Below are 15,523 nucleotides of genomic sequence, written 5' to 3'. Positions count from 1 at the left end.
CAATAAACCGTGACACTGAAAGAGCTACCCATGACAATCACCCCGGAGCAGTCCGAATGGTTCGCCGCGACCTTCACGATGATGGTCGACAACGTTGAACGCGTCGTCCTCGGCAAGCGCCACGTGATCGAACTCGCCTTCACCGCGATGGTCAGCGAGGGCCACCTGCTGCTCGAAGACTACCCAGGTACCGGCAAGACCTCGCTGGCCCGCGCCATGTCACAGACCGTGCAGGGCGTCTCGACCCGAATTCAGTTCACGCCAGACCTGCTTCCCGGCGACGTGACCGGCATCACCGTGTACGACCAGAAGACCGGCGAGTTCGAGTTTCACAGCGGCCCGATCTTCGCCAACGTCGTGCTCGCCGACGAGATCAACCGGGCCAGCCCGAAAACCCAGTCGGCGCTGCTCGAAGCGATGGAGGAGGGCAACGTCACCATCGACGGTGTCACTCGCTCCACCGGTGTGCCGTTTCTCGTCATCGCCACCCAGAACCCGATCGAGCACGCCGGCACCTACCGGCTGCCCGAAGCCCAGCTCGACCGCTTCATGATGAAGGCCTCGCTCGGCTACCCCGACCTCGCCGCGACCATTCGTATTCTCGAGGGCACCGCCGATGTGCGGCACGACCTCGCGCCGGTGATCACCCCGCAGGCGCTCGTGAGCATGAGCGACATCGCCCGCGGTGTCTTCGTGAACCCTCTTATCTACGACTACATCGGTCGCCTGGTCGAGGCGACCCGCAATGCTCGCCAGGTGCGCATGGGCGTCAGCGTGCGTGGCGCCCGCGCCCTCACCAAGGCCGCGAAGACCTGGGCCGTCGCGCACGGCCGCAGCTTCGTCACCCCCGACGACGTGAAGGCGCTCGCCGAGCAGGTGCTCGCCCACCGGATGGTGCTCGACCCTGAGGCCGAGTTCGACGGCGTCACCGCGAGCGCCGTTATCGGCCAGATTCTGCTCGACGTGCTGCCGCCCAGTCGGAGCGACCTGGCGTGAGCTTTCACACCGAATCGCGGCGCTCCCAGACATCAAATCTGGCGCGCACCAGCACCCAGGCCCGGTCTGCAACGCACACCCGGTATGCCACGACGCGCACGAATAGGTCAACGACGTTGACCCTCGTGGGCGCCGTCGTGCTCTGGATGCGGGCCGCGCGGGCTGTGCGAATCGGTGTGCGGGCATCCGTCGACTGGGTTGGCGAAACGGTCACGCCGGCCGGCTGGGTCGTGGTCACGGCCGCGATCGTGCTGCTGCCGCTCGGTCTGGCGTTCGGCTGGACCGAATTGATCGTGATCGGCTGGGTGGCGGTGGCCCTCATCCTCATTTCACTGCCGTTTCTGGCCGGTGGCCGCGCCTACAGCGTCGACTTCACGCTGCCGGTCGATCGGGTCGTGGCCGGTTCCGAAGTGCTCGGCACCCTCACCGTCACCAATATCTCCAAGCGGCTCGAACTGCCCGGTCGCGTCGACGTTCCGATCGGTCGGGGGCTAGCGGATGTCTACGTGCCGCTGCTGCGCGCCGGTCAGGTGCACGAGGAACACGTTCGCGTGCCCGCGTACCGCCGCGGCATCATCGATGTGGGCCCGGTCACGACCGTGCGCAGCGACCCGCTCGGCGTGCTCGGCCGCGAAGTGGCCTGGGCCGACGTGAATCGCCTGTTCGTGCACCCGGTGACCGTGTCGATTCCGAGCACGAGCGCCGGATTCGTGCGCGACCTCGAGGGCAACCCGACGAGTGACATCGTCGACTCCGATATCTCGTTTCACGCCATTCGGGAGTATGCGCCGGGCGACGGGCAGCGACACATCCACTGGAAATCAACCGCCAAGACCGGCAAGCTCATGGTGCGCCAGTTCGAGGAGAGCCGGCGTTCGCGCCTAGCTATCGTGCTGAGCCTGAACCAGGCGGAATACGCTTCCGAGGACGAGTTCGAGATGGCGGTCAGCGCCACCGGTTCGCTCGGCGTGCGCGCGATTCGCGACGGTCGGGACCTGGCCGTCGTGGCGAGTACGGAGATTCCCGATATCGTGCGCAGCAGCATCCGTTCGGTGCGGAGTTTGAGCGTCGTATCGACCCGCACCCTGCTCGACGACCTCACCGCGATTGAGACCAGCGCGCAGGCCATGAACGTTGAAGACGTCTGTCTGCTCGCGGCCCAGGTGGTGCCCGATATGTCGATTGCGTTCGTGGTCTGCGGCTCCACCATGACCGCCCGGCGGCTGCAGGCGCTCACCCTCAAATTCGACGGCAACGTGCGGGTCGTTGCCGTTCTGTGCGACCCGACCGCCCAGCCGAGCTTTCGCGACCTGGCCGGCACGAGCGTGCTGACCATCGGCGTGCTCGACGACTTTCGTTCCCTGCTGAGCCGGCGGGCCGCATGAGTGCGCCCGGTTCCCTGCCCCTGCGTCGGCCGCGCCGCGCACCCAGTCAGCGACGTTCCCTCGTAATCAACGCCCTGTTCGTGGTGCTGATGCTGCTGGTCGCCGTCTGGGCGGCCTGGCCGATCTATCAGGACAACAGCTATCTGGTGATGGCGGCCGGAGCGATCGCGGCGGGCATACTGCTGGCCTGGCTTGCTCGCGCCCGCGGCTGGTCCTGGTTCAGCCTGCTGCTGGCCACCCTCGGCGTCTACCTGCTGCTGGGCGTTCCGCTCGCGGTGCCATCGGCCTTATCGAGCGCGTCGAACGTGCTCGGCGGCCTGCTCGACCTGGTCGCTGCCACGGTGTTCAGCTGGAAGGAACTCGTCACCATTTCGCTGCCGGTCGGGTCATACCAGACCCTGCTGGTTCCGGCCTTCGTGCTGTTTCTCGGCGGCACGACAGCGGCCCTGACGCTCGCCTGGCGCGGCGGCCGACGCTCCGCCCTCGCCGTTCCCCTGATCTTCGCCGTGCAACTATTCGGGCTGGTGTTTGGGTCCGGCGCCGAGAGCGCGCCGCTTTCGGTCGCCGGGGTCACCGTTCCGGCACCGCGGGAGAGCCTGATCGGACTGGCCGCACTGCTGCTCGGCTTCGGCTTTCTGGCCTGGCGCACCCACCTGGCCCGCAGCGAAGCCCTCAATTTGGCGGCCCGCACGACCGGGGTGCGCCGCACTCCTGGCGGCCTCGGCGGGCGGGTGCGCCGCTGCGCCCTCGCCCTCGGCGTGCTCGCACTCGCCGTCGCAGTGTCGCTCGGCGGGCTGTCGGCGGTGGCGTCGACTCCGGCCCGCGAGGTGCTGCGCAGCAGCATCGACCCCGCCGTCGAGCTGCGCGAGTACGTCAGCCCGCTGAGCCAGTACCGCAGTTTCTTCAGCTCCGAGCGGTATGACGAGGAGCTATTCACGGTGACTTCTGTTGAGGGCGACCCGGCGAGCCGGGTGCGCCTGGCCGTGCTCAGTCACTATGACGGCGAGGTCTTTCGGGTCGTCGACCCTATATCGGGCGTGAGCGACCAGGACACCGCGTTTGCCCGGGTGCCCAACAGCCGCGGCTCGGCCAGCGGCGGCCGGGCGACCGCGTTTGCGATCAGCGGGTATCAGGGCGTGTGGATGCCGGGGACCGACGCGCTGTCGAGCATCCGCTTTGCCGGCGAACGCGCGGCGGAACTGAGCGACGGGTTCTTCTACAACGCGGGGACGGCATCCGGTATTCAACTGAATACCCTCGAAAGCGGCGACCGCTACACGATCATTGCCCCGAGCGAAGCGGATGCGACGGATCTGGCCGGTCTCGCCCGCCCGGCGGCTGCGTCCAGACTGATTGATGAGTCGCTGATTCCGGCGAGCCTCGCCGATTGGGTCACCGCGCAGGAGGTCAGCAGTGACGGTGCCGGACTGGCCGAACTCGTCAGCCGGCTGCGGGAGCGCGGCTATCTCAGCCACGCACTGACCACTCCAACGGCACAGTCCTGGACCGCTGACCTCGGTGATTACCAGTTTTCGCCGAGCCTGTCCGGCCACTCGGTCGCGCGCATCGACGCCCTGTTCACCGCCCTGCTGGAGAAGCAGAACAACACCACCTCGACCGAGAACTCCCAGCTGGTCGCCGCCGTCGGCGATGACGAACAGTTCGCCGTGGCGACCGCGCTGCTGGCCCAGCACCTCGGGTTTGAATCCCGTGTGGTGCTGGGATTCAGCCTCGCGGCGGCCGACGCGGTAACTGGCGCACCCGGGGCCTGCGTCGAGGGTGTCTGCTCGGGCCAGAACCTTGCGGCCTGGGTCGAAGTGGCGGGAGTCGACGGCAGTTGGATCACCGTGGACGCGACCCCGCAGTTTCAGAACCCGCTCTCACCAATCGACGATGCCACCCGCGACCCGCAGTACAACACCGAGGTGCTACCCGAGGGAGCTACCGAACAGCGGGCCCCCGAGGCCAACCCGACCAGCGGCGAAGACCAGCAGGAAGAAGAACCGGTCACCCGCACCGACCTGGCCTGGCTGTTCGCGGCCCTGAAGATCGGCGGCATCAGCCTCGCCGCCCTGCTCGTGGTGAGCACACCGTTCCTGGTCATTCTGGGCGCCAAGCTCAAGCGACGCCGGGACCGGGCGCGGGCACCGGACGTGTCGGCACGGTTCGCCGGCGGCTGGGACGAATACGTCGACGCCGCCGTCGACCGCGGCTTCGCCGACCAGGGCAGCATGACCCGGGTCGAGATCGCCCGGCACTACCAGTCGGCCGGCGGCAAGATGCTCGCGGCGCTGGCCGATCAGGCCGTGTTCGGCGAAGTGCCCCCGGTTGCCAGCGACAGTGACGCTTTCTGGGCGCTCGTCACCGCTGAGCGCGCCGGGCTGGCCGCGAGCGGCACCAGGCGCGACCGCTGGCGTGCCGCCCTCTCGCTGCGCTCCTTCTCTCGACTGGCGGATGCCGGCCGATCGCGCAGTTTTCAACACCACAGATTTCGACACCACAGCCCCGGCACAGTTCGACTAGACGTCACCACAGTGCGCCCAAACCGGCGCTCCAGCAGCAGAATGGGGGAGCGACCGCGCACCAGCGGCCGCAAATCGTAAATGGATGATTCATCTGGAGCGGTCATGGCCGTCGTCGTGGTGCCCGTGCTACTCGGCCTCGGCCTGTATGTGTTTTCGTCGATCGCACTTGGCAAGGTCTTCGTCAAGCTCGGCGAACAGGCTTGGAAGGCGTGGGTGCCGATCGTCAACACCATCACCCTGTTTGAGCTCGGTCGGTATCCGGCCCTGTGGGTCGTGGGGTTGTTCATCCCGGTCGTCGATATCGGTGCCCTGATCGTCTTCATCCTGGCGGTCAACAACGTCAACCGACGGCTCGGCCACGGCGGCGGATTCACCCTGCTCTACCTGGTCGCCTTCCCCATTTGGGCCGGCGTGCTCGGATTCGGCAAGTCCGCCAACACCGGCTGGCTGCCGGTACCGGCCGCAACCGGGTATGTGCCGTTCACCCCGGTGCCGCCGCTGACGGGCCCGGCCGCACCGAATGCGATGCCGGTTCCGGCGGTGCCCGTTCCCGCCGCGTCTGCCGCGGCTCCCGCTGCCGCGGTGCCCGCAGTGCTACCCGTGCTGCCGGTGCAACCGGTGCCGCCCGTGACGGCCGCTCCGCCTTGGGCGCCGGAACCCGTTCGCCAGCCCGCAGCACCGTCCAGCCCGGCCGTGACGGGGTTTCCCGTTCCGGTGCCCGCGCCGCTGGCCGTACCGCCGATGCCCCCGGCACCCTCCGTGCCGGCCGCGCCCGCAGCCGTGGACCTGCCGAGCGTGCTGCCTGCTCCGTCGACCACGACGCCCGCGCCGCCGGTCGTGCGTGGCCTGCCCACGGGCCCGCCGCCGTTTTACGTGCGGTCGCCGGTTTCGTCCCCCGTCGAGCCCCCCGTCGAGCCCCGGGTCGAGTCGCCGGTCGAGCCCCCGGTCGCCGCTGCACCCACGGCTCCGTCGGCCCCGGTTGCTCCGCCAGCTCCATTTGCAGCGGCTGCACCACTCGCTGCGTCTCCGGCACCGTCCGCACCTCTCTCAGCGCCGCCGGCCGTCCCCAACGCGCCCGCGCAACCGGCCGATACGGATGCCCCGCCCCTCGCTGCCCCGCCGCTCGCTGCCCCGCCGGCTCCCGTCGCCGCCGCGACGAACGCGTGGGCCCGGCCGGCACCGGTCGTCCAGGCGGCCCCGACGATACCGGTCGCCCCCGCACCGGAAGCCCCGCCCGCCCCAATCCCGGCCCCAATCCCGGCCTCGGTCCCAGCCCCCTTCCCCGCCGTGAGCGCCGCTGACCGCGCCGAGACCGCGACCGAGATCGAGCTCGACGACGACGACCTCGACGAGACCATGATCGTCGTGCGCCGTATGAAACCATGGACCCTCGAAACCGAGCACGGCCTGAAAGTCTCGCTCACCAAACCGGTCGTGCTGCTCGGACGCAACCCTGCGCGTGGCAGCGCACATCCGGATGCGCAATTGGTTTTGCTGCAGGACCCCGGCAAGACCGTGTCGAAGACCCACGCCCGCCTCGATTTCGTTGACGGGGCCTGGGGCATTCGCGACCTGCAATCGACCAACGGCATCGTGCTCATCGATGGCGCCGGCGACGAGAGCGAGCTCGATGCGGGCGCGGGCGCGTCGCTGACCGAGCGGTTTTTGCTGGGGGAGCTCGCGGCCCGCATCTACCTGGAGGCCTGAAGATGACCCACCTCCAGCCAACCAGTGCCCAGGTCTCATTGCAGTGCGGCTTTCGCTCCGATGTCGGTCGCAAGCGTCAGCAGAACGAAGACTCGCTGCTGGCCGCATCCCCGGTGTTCATCGTCGCCGACGGCATGGGCGGCCTCGAAGCCGGCCATCGAGCCAGTTCCGCCGTCATCGACGAATTCCAGAGCTGCGTCGCGCGCCCCGGGCTGCTGGCCGAGGACGTCGTGGCCGCCGTTGAACGCGCCCACGCGGCGGTGCGCGTGGTGTCGGACGCGACCGGGCGCGGCGCCGGCAGCACCCTCACCGGCCTCGTCCTGATCGACCACGATGATGCCCCGCAATGGCTCATCGTGAACGTCGGCGACTCCCGGGTCTACCGGTTGTACGGCGGCGAACTCAGCCAGCTCACCGTCGACCATTCCCTCGCGCAGGAACTCATCGACGAGGGGATACTGCTGCAAGCGGATGTCGCCACCTTCGCCCGCAAGAATGTGATCACCCGGGCCATGGGCGCCGACAACAGCCCGACCGACTACTGGCTGCGCCCGGTGGTGACCGGCGAACGGCTGCTGGTCTGCTCCGACGGACTCCACGGCGAGCTCTCCGAGGAGAGCATCAAGGCCGGGCTCACGCTCGGCGGCAGCACCCAGCAGACCGCGGACCTGCTGCTCGCCGGCGCTCTCGAGCACGGCGGGCGCGACAACGTCTCGGTGATTGTCATCGACGTCGTCGCCGGCGGGGTCAGCTCCTGGCACGGTGTCGCGATTGAGGAAGACCACGCCGAGACCATCGACACTCAAACCGATGACACCCGCCCGGTTCAACGAGTGGCCCGCAATGCCGCCCGCTGATCCACGCGATGGGGCCGACACCGACACCGACACCGGTGACGATGACGACGACACGGTAATCGTGCAGCGCACGGACAACGACGACACGGTAATCGTGCAGCGAGCCACAGACGAACGCACCCGCATCGTGGCACGCGCCCGGCACGCCCGACCCGAGGCTGTCGACCCAGCCGTCGAGCCAGCTGTCGACGCAGTGGTCGACCCAGCCGTCGACCCGCTCGTCGACCCCGCCGCCGACCCTGAAGACGACGGCGAAGCAACCGTGCGCTCGCCCCGTGGCAGCGCGGCGAGCGACACTCTCCTGAGCAGTCGACGGGCGACCCCGCCGGCGCGCATCCCGGTCGTCGACGATCTGCAGCGTCGCTACCAGCCGCCGCAGGTGCAGAGCGGCGCGAGCGTGCGCTACCAGGCCCGACCGGTCCCAATCATCGTCGCGCCAACCCAACCCACACCCGGGTCGCCGCCGATCGCGCCCGATCCGGCCCGGATCGCCCTCGCCGAGGCGGCGGCCGAGATCCGTCAGCGAGCCGCGGCGGGCATCCGTCGTCGACGTCAGATCACTCTGGTCGTGATAATTGCGAGCACCCTGCTCGCTCTGGTCGCGGCCGTCGCGTTCACCGTCTTCGCCCTCGCCACCTGGTGAACTTCAGCTGGCCCCCAGCCCCGCAGGGTGAACTTACAGAAGACCGTTGCCGGTTCGCGTCGTGAGTCCGTCTACTTACGGGTAGCGCATTCTCATTGCAATACTTCGTTCAGAGGCACCGTCGCCTCTTGGGCGAATTGTGGGGAGCGATCATCAAGCCGACGAATAATCTGGTTGCGTCTCGTCTCCGCTCTGGCTGTGATGGTGGGCCACTCGTTCACGTTGACCGGCATCGCTGCAGCACCCCGAGTCCTCGGGATCCCGATTCATAGTCGTGGTCGCTACGTATTTTTGCCTTCAGTGGCTACCTCATCGCAACTAGTCGGCACAGAAATCCCGCGCTGGTGCCGTTCCTGACCAATCGATTCCTGCGCATATTTCCCGCGCTGAAAAGGCACGTTGCTGAGCGCACCGTTGACGCTGTATCGGGTGTTGACGCGGTTAGCCCGGTGAGCGCCTGGCGTCTAGGATCTGTCTGATCTGGAGCGGCACCGTGTCATCCTGCAGCGACGTTGTATCGCCCAGTTCGCGTCCGTCCATGAGATCGCCGAGTAGGCGACGCATGATCTTGCCCGATCGAGTCTTCGGCAGGTCGGGTACCACCACGATCTCCCTCGGCTTAGCGATCGCTCCGACCTGAACGGTGACCTGGGAGCGGAGCGCCGGCGAGAGTTCCGCTTCGAGGGCACGCCAGAATCGGGGATCGGCGGCCTCCGCAGCGGAGAGCGACCGAGTGGGGATCACGAAGGCGGTGATGGCCTGCCCGGTGGTCTCGTCATGAACGCCAACAACCCCGGCCTCGCCGACGGCGGGATGCGCGACCAGTGCCGACTCGATCTCGATGGTCGACAGCCGGTGTCCGGACACGTTGATGACGTCGTCGATGCGTCCGAGCAGCCACAGGTAGCCGTCGGCGTCGATCTTCGCGCTGTCGCCGGCAAGAAAGTAGCCTTGCTCGGCGTACTTCTTCCAATATGCGTCGCGGTACCGTTCGGGGTTGCCCCACACAGTGCGGGCGATAGCCGGCCACGTGCCGTCGACCACGAGGGATCCGCTCGACCCGGGCTCGGTATCCGTGCCCTGATCGTCGACCACGCGCACGGTGAGTCCCGGCAGCGCGTGGGTAGCTGACCCCGGCTTCAGGGCCGTGACCCCGGGTAGCGGGGCCACGATTGCCGCTCCAGTCTCGGACTGCCACCAGGTGTCGACGATGGGGGCCGTGCCGGCGCCGATATTCTCTCGAAACCACAGCCAGGCGTGCGGATTTATCGCCTCGCCAACCGAGCCGAGGAGGCGGATGCTGGAGAGGTCAAAGGTGGCGGGCACGCCGTCTGGGAACCAGGTCATGAGGGTGCGCACGAGGGTCGGAGCGGTGTAATAGGTTGTCACGGCGTAGCGTTCGATGATCTCGAAATGGCGCCCAGGGTGCGGAATGTTTGGGGTTCCCTCGTAAATGACGGAGGTCGCGCCGTTGGAGAACGGGCCGTAGAGCACGTAGGTGTGGGCCGTGACCCACGCGAGGTCGGCCGTGCACCAGTACACGTCGGAGTCTTTTGCATCGAAGATTGCCCAGTGGCTCCACGACGCTTGGGTGAGATAGCCTCCCGACGTGTGCACGAGCCCCTTGGGGGTGCCCGTGGTACCCGAGGTGTAGATAATGAAGAGGGGCGTTTCGGCGTCGAAGAACTCGGCGTCGTGGGTGTTTTCGGCGGTGTCGACGACGTCGTGCCACCAGACATCCCGGCCGGCGGTCCAGGGCACGTTGGGGGTCAGGTCTCCGGTGCGCCGCACGACGAGCACGTGTTCGACCGCGTCGATGCCCGCAACAGCGACATCCGCCTGCTCTTTCACCGCTACGGCGGCCCCGCGGCGAAACTGGCCGTCCGAGGTGACGAGCAGTTTGGCCCCGGTGTCCTCAAGGCGAAATCGCAGCGCCGCGGCCGAGAAGCCCCCGAACACCAGGGAATGCACCGCGCCGAGCCGGGCAATGGCGAGGGTGATGACAATGGTCTCCGGTATGACCGGGAGGTAGACGACCACGCGGTCGCCCGCCACGATTCCCAAAGCGATGAGGGCGTTCGCGGCCTGCGCAACCCTGCGCTGGAGATCTGCATAGGTGATCACCTCACGGTCGCCGCGCTCTCCCTCGAAGTTGATGGCGACCCGATCGCCGTGGCCGGCATCGACGTGGCGGTCGACGCAATTGACTGCCACGTTCAACCGACCGCCGAGAAACCACTGGGCACGGGGGATCGAAAGCAACGGATGCCCGTCCGATTCGAGCGCGCCGCTGGCGTCGGCGAGGGCCGGCTCCCACGTGTGTGCGGTGTGCCAGCGTTCCGCCCAGTCGAGGCGGTCGGCCTGCCGCTCCCAGAATGCGACGGGGTCAGTGGCGGCGGTGGGCCATGCGCCGGCTCCCACGTTGGCGGAGTCGACGAGGCCAGCAGGCGGATAGTAGAGGCTGTCGTTGGCTGCAGCGGTCTCGAGGGGAAGGGTCATCGCTTTGACGCTACCGCGCCGCGCCGGGGGGCGCACACGAGCCGGTAAGGCGGCGTAATGTAGGCGCTCCTCACGCTCCCGGTACGCTCCGCAGCGCCGAGTGCTCGTCGAGGCTGTGCCACGTGCGGTTGTGGTATACCAGCGGGTCGGATCCGCCTTGATCGGTGGCGACCGTGGCTTCGAGGGCGTGCACGGCAATGATCGTGGAACTGCCCGCGGCCATCCGGTTGATGATGCGCCCACGAATCCAGGCGTGTGCGCTGGGGAAATACGGTTCACCGGTAGCGAGCCTGGCCCAAATTTCAGTATCGGCGAAACGGTTGACGCCGCTGGTGGCGCAGAGCTTTGCAATGTTCAATTGCTCAGCTCCGAGGAGATGCACGACGACAGTGTCGGCGCGGCGGATGGTCGGAGCGCTGGAGGCGTGATCCGAGAGGGAGAACACCAGCAGCGGTGGCTCGGCACTCACCGAGAACACCGAGGTGGCGGTCAGGCCGACCGGGCCGTCGCCGGCATCGGCGGTGATCACCGCGACGCCGGCGGCGTGATTGCGAAACGCCAGCTTGAACTCGTCCGGATGCAGCCCACCGAGATGTTTCGCACCCTGCTTACCGTCGGTCGGCCACGGCCCGGCGAGTGCGGCCTGTTCTTGAGTTCTCATCGGGTTCCGTTCGCAAAATAATCAGAGACAGAATCAAGGGTCCCCTGTCGGGAGCTTTGAGCGTGAATGTCTGTCGTAGTGTGACGCCATGTTGCGTCATAAGCCGCGGTTCGAGTCTCAACAGTCACGATAGATAGATGCCCAGACAGATTCGATTCAACGCCTTTGACATGAACTGTGTCGCCCACCAGTCCTCTGGAATGTGGCGGCACCCGGATGACCAGTCCTGGCGGTACAAAGACCTGCACTACTGGACCGAGCTCGCAAAACTATTGGAGCGCGGAAAATTCGACGGAATCTTCATCGCTGACGTTCTGGGCACCTACGACGTGTACGGCGGCTCGAATGAGGCCGCGATCCGGCATGGTGCGCAGGTTCCCGTGAATGACCCCGTGCTGCTGATCTCGGCGATGGCACTCGTGACAGATCATCTGGGGTTCGGGGTGACCGCTGGTACGGCGTACGAGCATCCGTATCCGTTTGCACGACGGATGTCCACCCTTGACCATCTGACCAATGGGCGGGTTGGCTGGAACGTGGTCACCGGATACCTACCATCCGCCGCACGAAACATGGGTCAAGAAGACCAGCTCGAGCACGACGCGCGTTATGACCACGCGGACGAGTACCTCGAGGTGTTGTACAAGTTGTGGGAAGGATCATGGGAGGACGACGCCGTCATCCGTGACCGCGAATCCGGGGTGTTCACCGACCCGAGCAAGGTTCACGAGATCGGCCACCACGGCAAGCACTTCACGGTCCCGGGTATCCACCTCTCTGAGCCGTCGCTGCAGCGTACACCGGTGATCTACCAGGCGGGGGCATCCTCCCGCGGCATCGACTTCGCTGCCGGTAATGCAGAGGCGATCTTCGTTGCGTCATCGACCAAGGCTGGGCTGAAGGCCACCGTCACGAAAATTCGGGATGCCCTCGAAAAAGCAGGCCGCAGCCGCTATTCCGCGCGCATCTACACCCTCCTCACGATCATCACCGACGAGACGTCGGAGAAGGCGACGGACAAGTACCAGGACTACCTCTCGTATGCCAGCGAGGAGGGCGCGCTCGTCTTCATGTCCGGCTGGATGGGCATCGACCTCTCGCAGTACGACCTCGACGAGCCCATCGGTAACGTCAAGAGCAACGCGATTCAGTCCGTAGTGGCCAACTATCAGGAGGCGAATGCAGACGGCAGCGAATGGAAGGTACGCGATATAGCCAGACTGGCGGCTATCGGCGGCCTCGGCCCGTTCATCGTTGGTTCAGGCGCGGAGATTGCCGACACCCTGCAGGAGTGGGTGGAGGAGACGGATGTGGACGGTTTTAACCTGGCCTATGCCATCACCCCCGGAACGTTTGAGGATGTCGTCACCTATGTAATCCCCGAGCTGCAGGCTCGTGGTGCCTACCCGAAGGAGTACGTCGAGGGCACGCTGCGCAATAAGTTGCACGGACGGGGCGGCCGTCTTCCCGACGAGCACAAGGGGGCGACCTACCGGGTGCGATCCGCTTAGGTCACGGCCAGTCGGTTAGCGGCTCTCGAGTGATCAGAGAGCCGCTGGGCGGCGTCGCACGGTGAAATGACGAGGGCAGTGTCGGCTCTCAGCGGGCCGTCTTTCGTGCCGAGATCACGCCGGTGTTGAAGCCGAGGAGATAGAGGCCGCCGTTGAAGCGGGCGTGCTCAATCTTGAGGCAGCGGTCCATGATTACCGTCAGACCCTGGCTCTGCGCGTAGGTCGCCGCATCCTGGTTCCAAATGCCAAGCTGCATCCAGACGGTCGGAGCTTCGATGGCGACGGCGTCATCGACAACCGAGGAGATTTCGCTTTCCCGGCGGAACACGTCGACGATGTCGGGCACCTCGGGCAGTGCGGCAAGGGAGGGGTAGGTCTTGTGGCCGAGAATTTCGTCGGCGTTCGGGTTGACGAAATACACCCGGTAGCTGCTGGACTGCAGCAGGTAGGTCCCCACGAAGTAGCTTGCCCGCGCCGCGTTGGGCGATGCGCCCACGATGGCGACCGACCTGGCACTCTGCAGAATCTTGAGGCGTTCCTTGGCGCTGGGACCGATCCAGGTTCGCGGGGACTTCACTCGGTTCGCGCCGGCCACGCTCACCGGCAGTTCGCAGGCGGGCCCGTTGGCCAATGGGGAGGGTACTGCTTCCGTGCTCATCACTTGCCTCCGGTTGCCAGGCTCAGCGCCTGGTCGAGGTCGTAAATAATGTCGTCTGGATCTTCGATCCCCACGCTAATGCGGACAAGGCCCGGCAACACCTTCGCGTCAACAAGCTGCTGCTCGGTGAGCTGCGCGTGAGTGGTGGACGCCGGATGAATAACCAGTGTCTTCGCGTCGCCGACATTGGCGAGGTGGCTGGCCAGGGTCACTGACTCGATGAAAGTGCGCCCGGCATCCCTGCCGCCCCTAACGCCGAAGCTGAAGATCGAGCTCGGTCCCTTCGGCAGGTATTTCTTGGCGCGGTCAAAGTGCGTGTGCGAGGGGAGCCCGGCCCAATTGACGAATTCAATTCGGGGATCGGCTTCGAGCCACTCCGCGACGATCCTGGCATTGGCGACGTGCGCTTCCATCCGAAAGGCCAGGGTTTCGACGCCTTGGGCGAGGAGGAACGCGGAGTGTGGGGCCAGGACAGGTCCGATATCCCGCAGCTGCTCGGCACGCAGACGGGTGAGAAAGGCATACTCGCCGAAGTTGCCCGACCAATTGAGGTCGCCGTACGCCGGCACTGGAATATCGAACAGGGGGAACTTGCCGCTGTTCCAGTCGAACCGACCGGACTCCACCACGACACCACCCAGAGTGGTCCCGTGGCCGCCGAGAAATTTCGTCGCCGAGTGGATGACCACGTCTGCTCCCCATTCCATTGGCCGGTTCAGGTAGGGGGTGGCAAAGGTCGAGTCGATGATGAGCGGAATACCCGCGGCGTGGGCGACGTCGGCCAGACCCTCGAGGTCGGCGATCTCGCCGGACGGGTTGGAGATGGACTCGGCGAAGATCAGTCTGGTCTTGTCAGTAATCGCTGCGGCATAGTCAGCCGCATCCGTGCCCGGTACAAAAGTGGTCTCAACTCCGAACCGACGCAGCGTGATGTCGAGCTGCGTGAGGGAACCGCCATAGAGGCTCGCAGCTGCGACGATGTGGTCGCCGGAACCCACGAGCGAAGCGAAGGTAATGTACTGCCCCGACAGGCCGCTCGAGGTGGCGACAGCGCCCAGCCCACCCTCAAGGCTTGCCACACGCTCCTCGAATGCGGCGACCGTCGGGTTGGCGAGGCGGGAGTAGATATTGCCGTACTTTTGTAGGGCGAACCGGGCCGCAGCATCAGCGGTGTCATCGAACACGAAGGCGGTGGTCTGGTAGATGGGAATGGCTCGGGCGCCGGTCACCGCATCCGGAACATTTCCTGCGTGGATGGAACGGGTGCGAAAACCCCACTCCCTGTCTGTGCGGTCGTGGTTTGCCATTCCTTCACGCTACCGGAACGTGCTCCCCGGCAACTTTGCGTGGACATGCACGGTAACAATGGGAGCAATCTGCGGTAGCTCCAGTTGCCGGCGGATACTGTAAAGGAGGAAGCGTCGCCGACCGCACGCTTCGAAATTACTTGGAGATGATGACCAGTGACTATCAGTGACCTGCGCACGGTGCAAGCTCCTCTGAAGCAGCAGTACCGCGACGACCCCGACGCCGCCCTGGTGACGCTTCGGGCGAACGGTGAATTGGGCGCGGGTATCAGCTGTTCGGTGCAGACCGGGCAGGCCCTGGTGGAGGCTGGTTTGCACCCCGCCACCGGAGGCGACGGTCTCTCCGTGTGCTCAGGCGATATGCTCCTCCAGGCACTCGTTGCCTGCGCGGGGGTGACTCTGGCTGCAGTCGCTTCCTCGCTTGGCATCGACGTCACCGGTGTGGTGCACGCCGAGGGAGACCTCGATTTTCGCGGCACGCTCGCCGTCGACAAGCAGACGGCGGTCGGCTTTCAGGACATCAGGATGCGGTTCGAGTTAACATCCGAGGCGGATGAGGAGCAGATCGCCACCCTTATCCGTTTGACGGAACGCTATTGCGTCGTCTTCCAGACACTGGCCGTTCCGCCAAAATTAGCGGTATCGCACAGCGTCCACTCTTAGCATCAATACCGTTCAGTTAAGCACTTGAATGGTGATTTCTGGCTCGTGACCGGGTTGTGGCCAGTGGGCGTGGTGGAAGCGTTTGGCGGGCCATTTCGAGACCTTGCGTTT

The 15,523-nt window shown here is 66.1% G+C and carries 12 protein-coding genes; 8 read left to right on the top strand and 4 right to left on the bottom strand.

Features of this window, described 5'->3' with window-relative positions:
• Positions 1 to 30 precede the first annotated feature (30 nt).
• The 6 genes from E3O45_RS07390 to E3O45_RS07365 are packed head-to-tail and all read left to right on the top strand — an operon-like array spanning position 31 to position 8,113.
• Positions 31 to 996, top strand: coding sequence for a MoxR family ATPase (locus E3O45_RS07390; protein ID WP_104131522.1), 966 nt, complete (start codon positions 31 to 33; stop codon positions 994 to 996).
• Complete coding sequence (locus E3O45_RS07385) at positions 993 to 2,381, top strand: DUF58 domain-containing protein (protein ID WP_134442814.1); 1,389 nt, start codon at positions 993 to 995, stop codon at positions 2,379 to 2,381. The genes E3O45_RS07390 and E3O45_RS07385 overlap by 4 nt, the downstream gene beginning before the upstream one ends.
• Positions 2,378 to 4,984, top strand: a complete 2,607-nt coding sequence (locus E3O45_RS07380; protein WP_134442813.1) for a transglutaminase domain-containing protein — start codon at positions 2,378 to 2,380, stop codon at positions 4,982 to 4,984. The genes E3O45_RS07385 and E3O45_RS07380 overlap by 4 nt, the downstream gene beginning before the upstream one ends.
• On the top strand, positions 4,985 to 6,613 hold the full coding sequence (locus E3O45_RS07375) for a DUF5684 domain-containing protein (RefSeq protein WP_134442812.1): 1,629 nt from the start codon (positions 4,985 to 4,987) through the stop codon (positions 6,611 to 6,613). It begins immediately after the preceding gene.
• A gap of 2 nt (positions 6,614 to 6,615) precedes the next feature.
• Complete coding sequence (locus tag E3O45_RS07370; RefSeq protein ID WP_134442811.1) at positions 6,616 to 7,470, top strand: PP2C family serine/threonine-protein phosphatase; 855 nt, start codon at positions 6,616 to 6,618, stop codon at positions 7,468 to 7,470.
• Positions 7,424 to 8,113, top strand: a complete 690-nt coding sequence (locus E3O45_RS07365; protein WP_134442810.1) for a hypothetical protein — start codon at positions 7,424 to 7,426, stop codon at positions 8,111 to 8,113. The genes E3O45_RS07370 and E3O45_RS07365 overlap by 47 nt, the downstream gene beginning before the upstream one ends.
• A 441-nt stretch (positions 8,114 to 8,554) precedes the next feature.
• On the opposite strand, the gene acs is transcribed toward E3O45_RS07365, so the two are convergent.
• Both acs and E3O45_RS07355 read right to left on the bottom strand, forming a co-directional pair.
• Positions 8,555 to 10,612: an acetate--CoA ligase gene (gene acs / locus E3O45_RS07360; protein ID WP_134442809.1), complete on the bottom strand. Its 2,058-nt coding sequence runs from the start codon at positions 10,610 to 10,612 to the stop codon at positions 8,555 to 8,557.
• A gap of 70 nt (positions 10,613 to 10,682) precedes the next feature.
• Positions 10,683 to 11,273 carry a flavin reductase family protein gene (locus E3O45_RS07355; protein WP_134442808.1) on the bottom strand — a complete coding sequence of 197 codons (591 nt, stop codon included), beginning with the start codon at positions 11,271 to 11,273 and terminating at the stop codon, positions 10,683 to 10,685.
• 137 nt (positions 11,274 to 11,410) lie between these two features.
• Between E3O45_RS07355 and E3O45_RS07350 the strand changes: the two genes are divergently transcribed.
• Positions 11,411 to 12,784 carry an LLM class flavin-dependent oxidoreductase gene (locus tag E3O45_RS07350; RefSeq protein ID WP_134442807.1) on the top strand — a complete coding sequence of 458 codons (1,374 nt, stop codon included), beginning with the start codon at positions 11,411 to 11,413 and terminating at the stop codon, positions 12,782 to 12,784.
• An 88-nt stretch (positions 12,785 to 12,872) separates the two neighbouring features.
• On the opposite strand, the gene E3O45_RS07345 is transcribed toward E3O45_RS07350, so the two are convergent.
• Both E3O45_RS07345 and E3O45_RS07340 read right to left on the bottom strand, forming a co-directional pair.
• The gene (locus E3O45_RS07345) at positions 12,873 to 13,442 is read right to left on the bottom strand and encodes a CoA-binding protein (protein ID WP_134442806.1); all 570 of its coding nucleotides are present in this window, start codon (positions 13,440 to 13,442) and stop codon (positions 12,873 to 12,875) included.
• Positions 13,442 to 14,749, bottom strand: coding sequence for an O-acetylhomoserine aminocarboxypropyltransferase/cysteine synthase family protein (locus tag E3O45_RS07340; protein WP_134442805.1), 1,308 nt, complete (start codon positions 14,747 to 14,749; stop codon positions 13,442 to 13,444). The genes E3O45_RS07345 and E3O45_RS07340 overlap by 1 nt, the downstream gene beginning before the upstream one ends.
• 156 nt (positions 14,750 to 14,905) lie before the next feature.
• Here E3O45_RS07340 and E3O45_RS07335 point away from each other — a divergent pair, with 156 nt between their 5' ends.
• Positions 14,906 to 15,412, top strand: coding sequence for an OsmC family protein (locus E3O45_RS07335; RefSeq protein WP_134442804.1), 507 nt, complete (start codon positions 14,906 to 14,908; stop codon positions 15,410 to 15,412).
• Positions 15,413 to 15,523: the final 111 nt, after the last annotated feature.

This window comes from Cryobacterium sp. TMS1-20-1 (assembly GCF_004402355.1).
Lineage (GTDB): Bacteria > Actinomycetota > Actinomycetes > Actinomycetales > Microbacteriaceae > Cryobacterium > Cryobacterium levicorallinum.
This window is presented reverse-complemented; position numbering and strand designations above follow the sequence as displayed.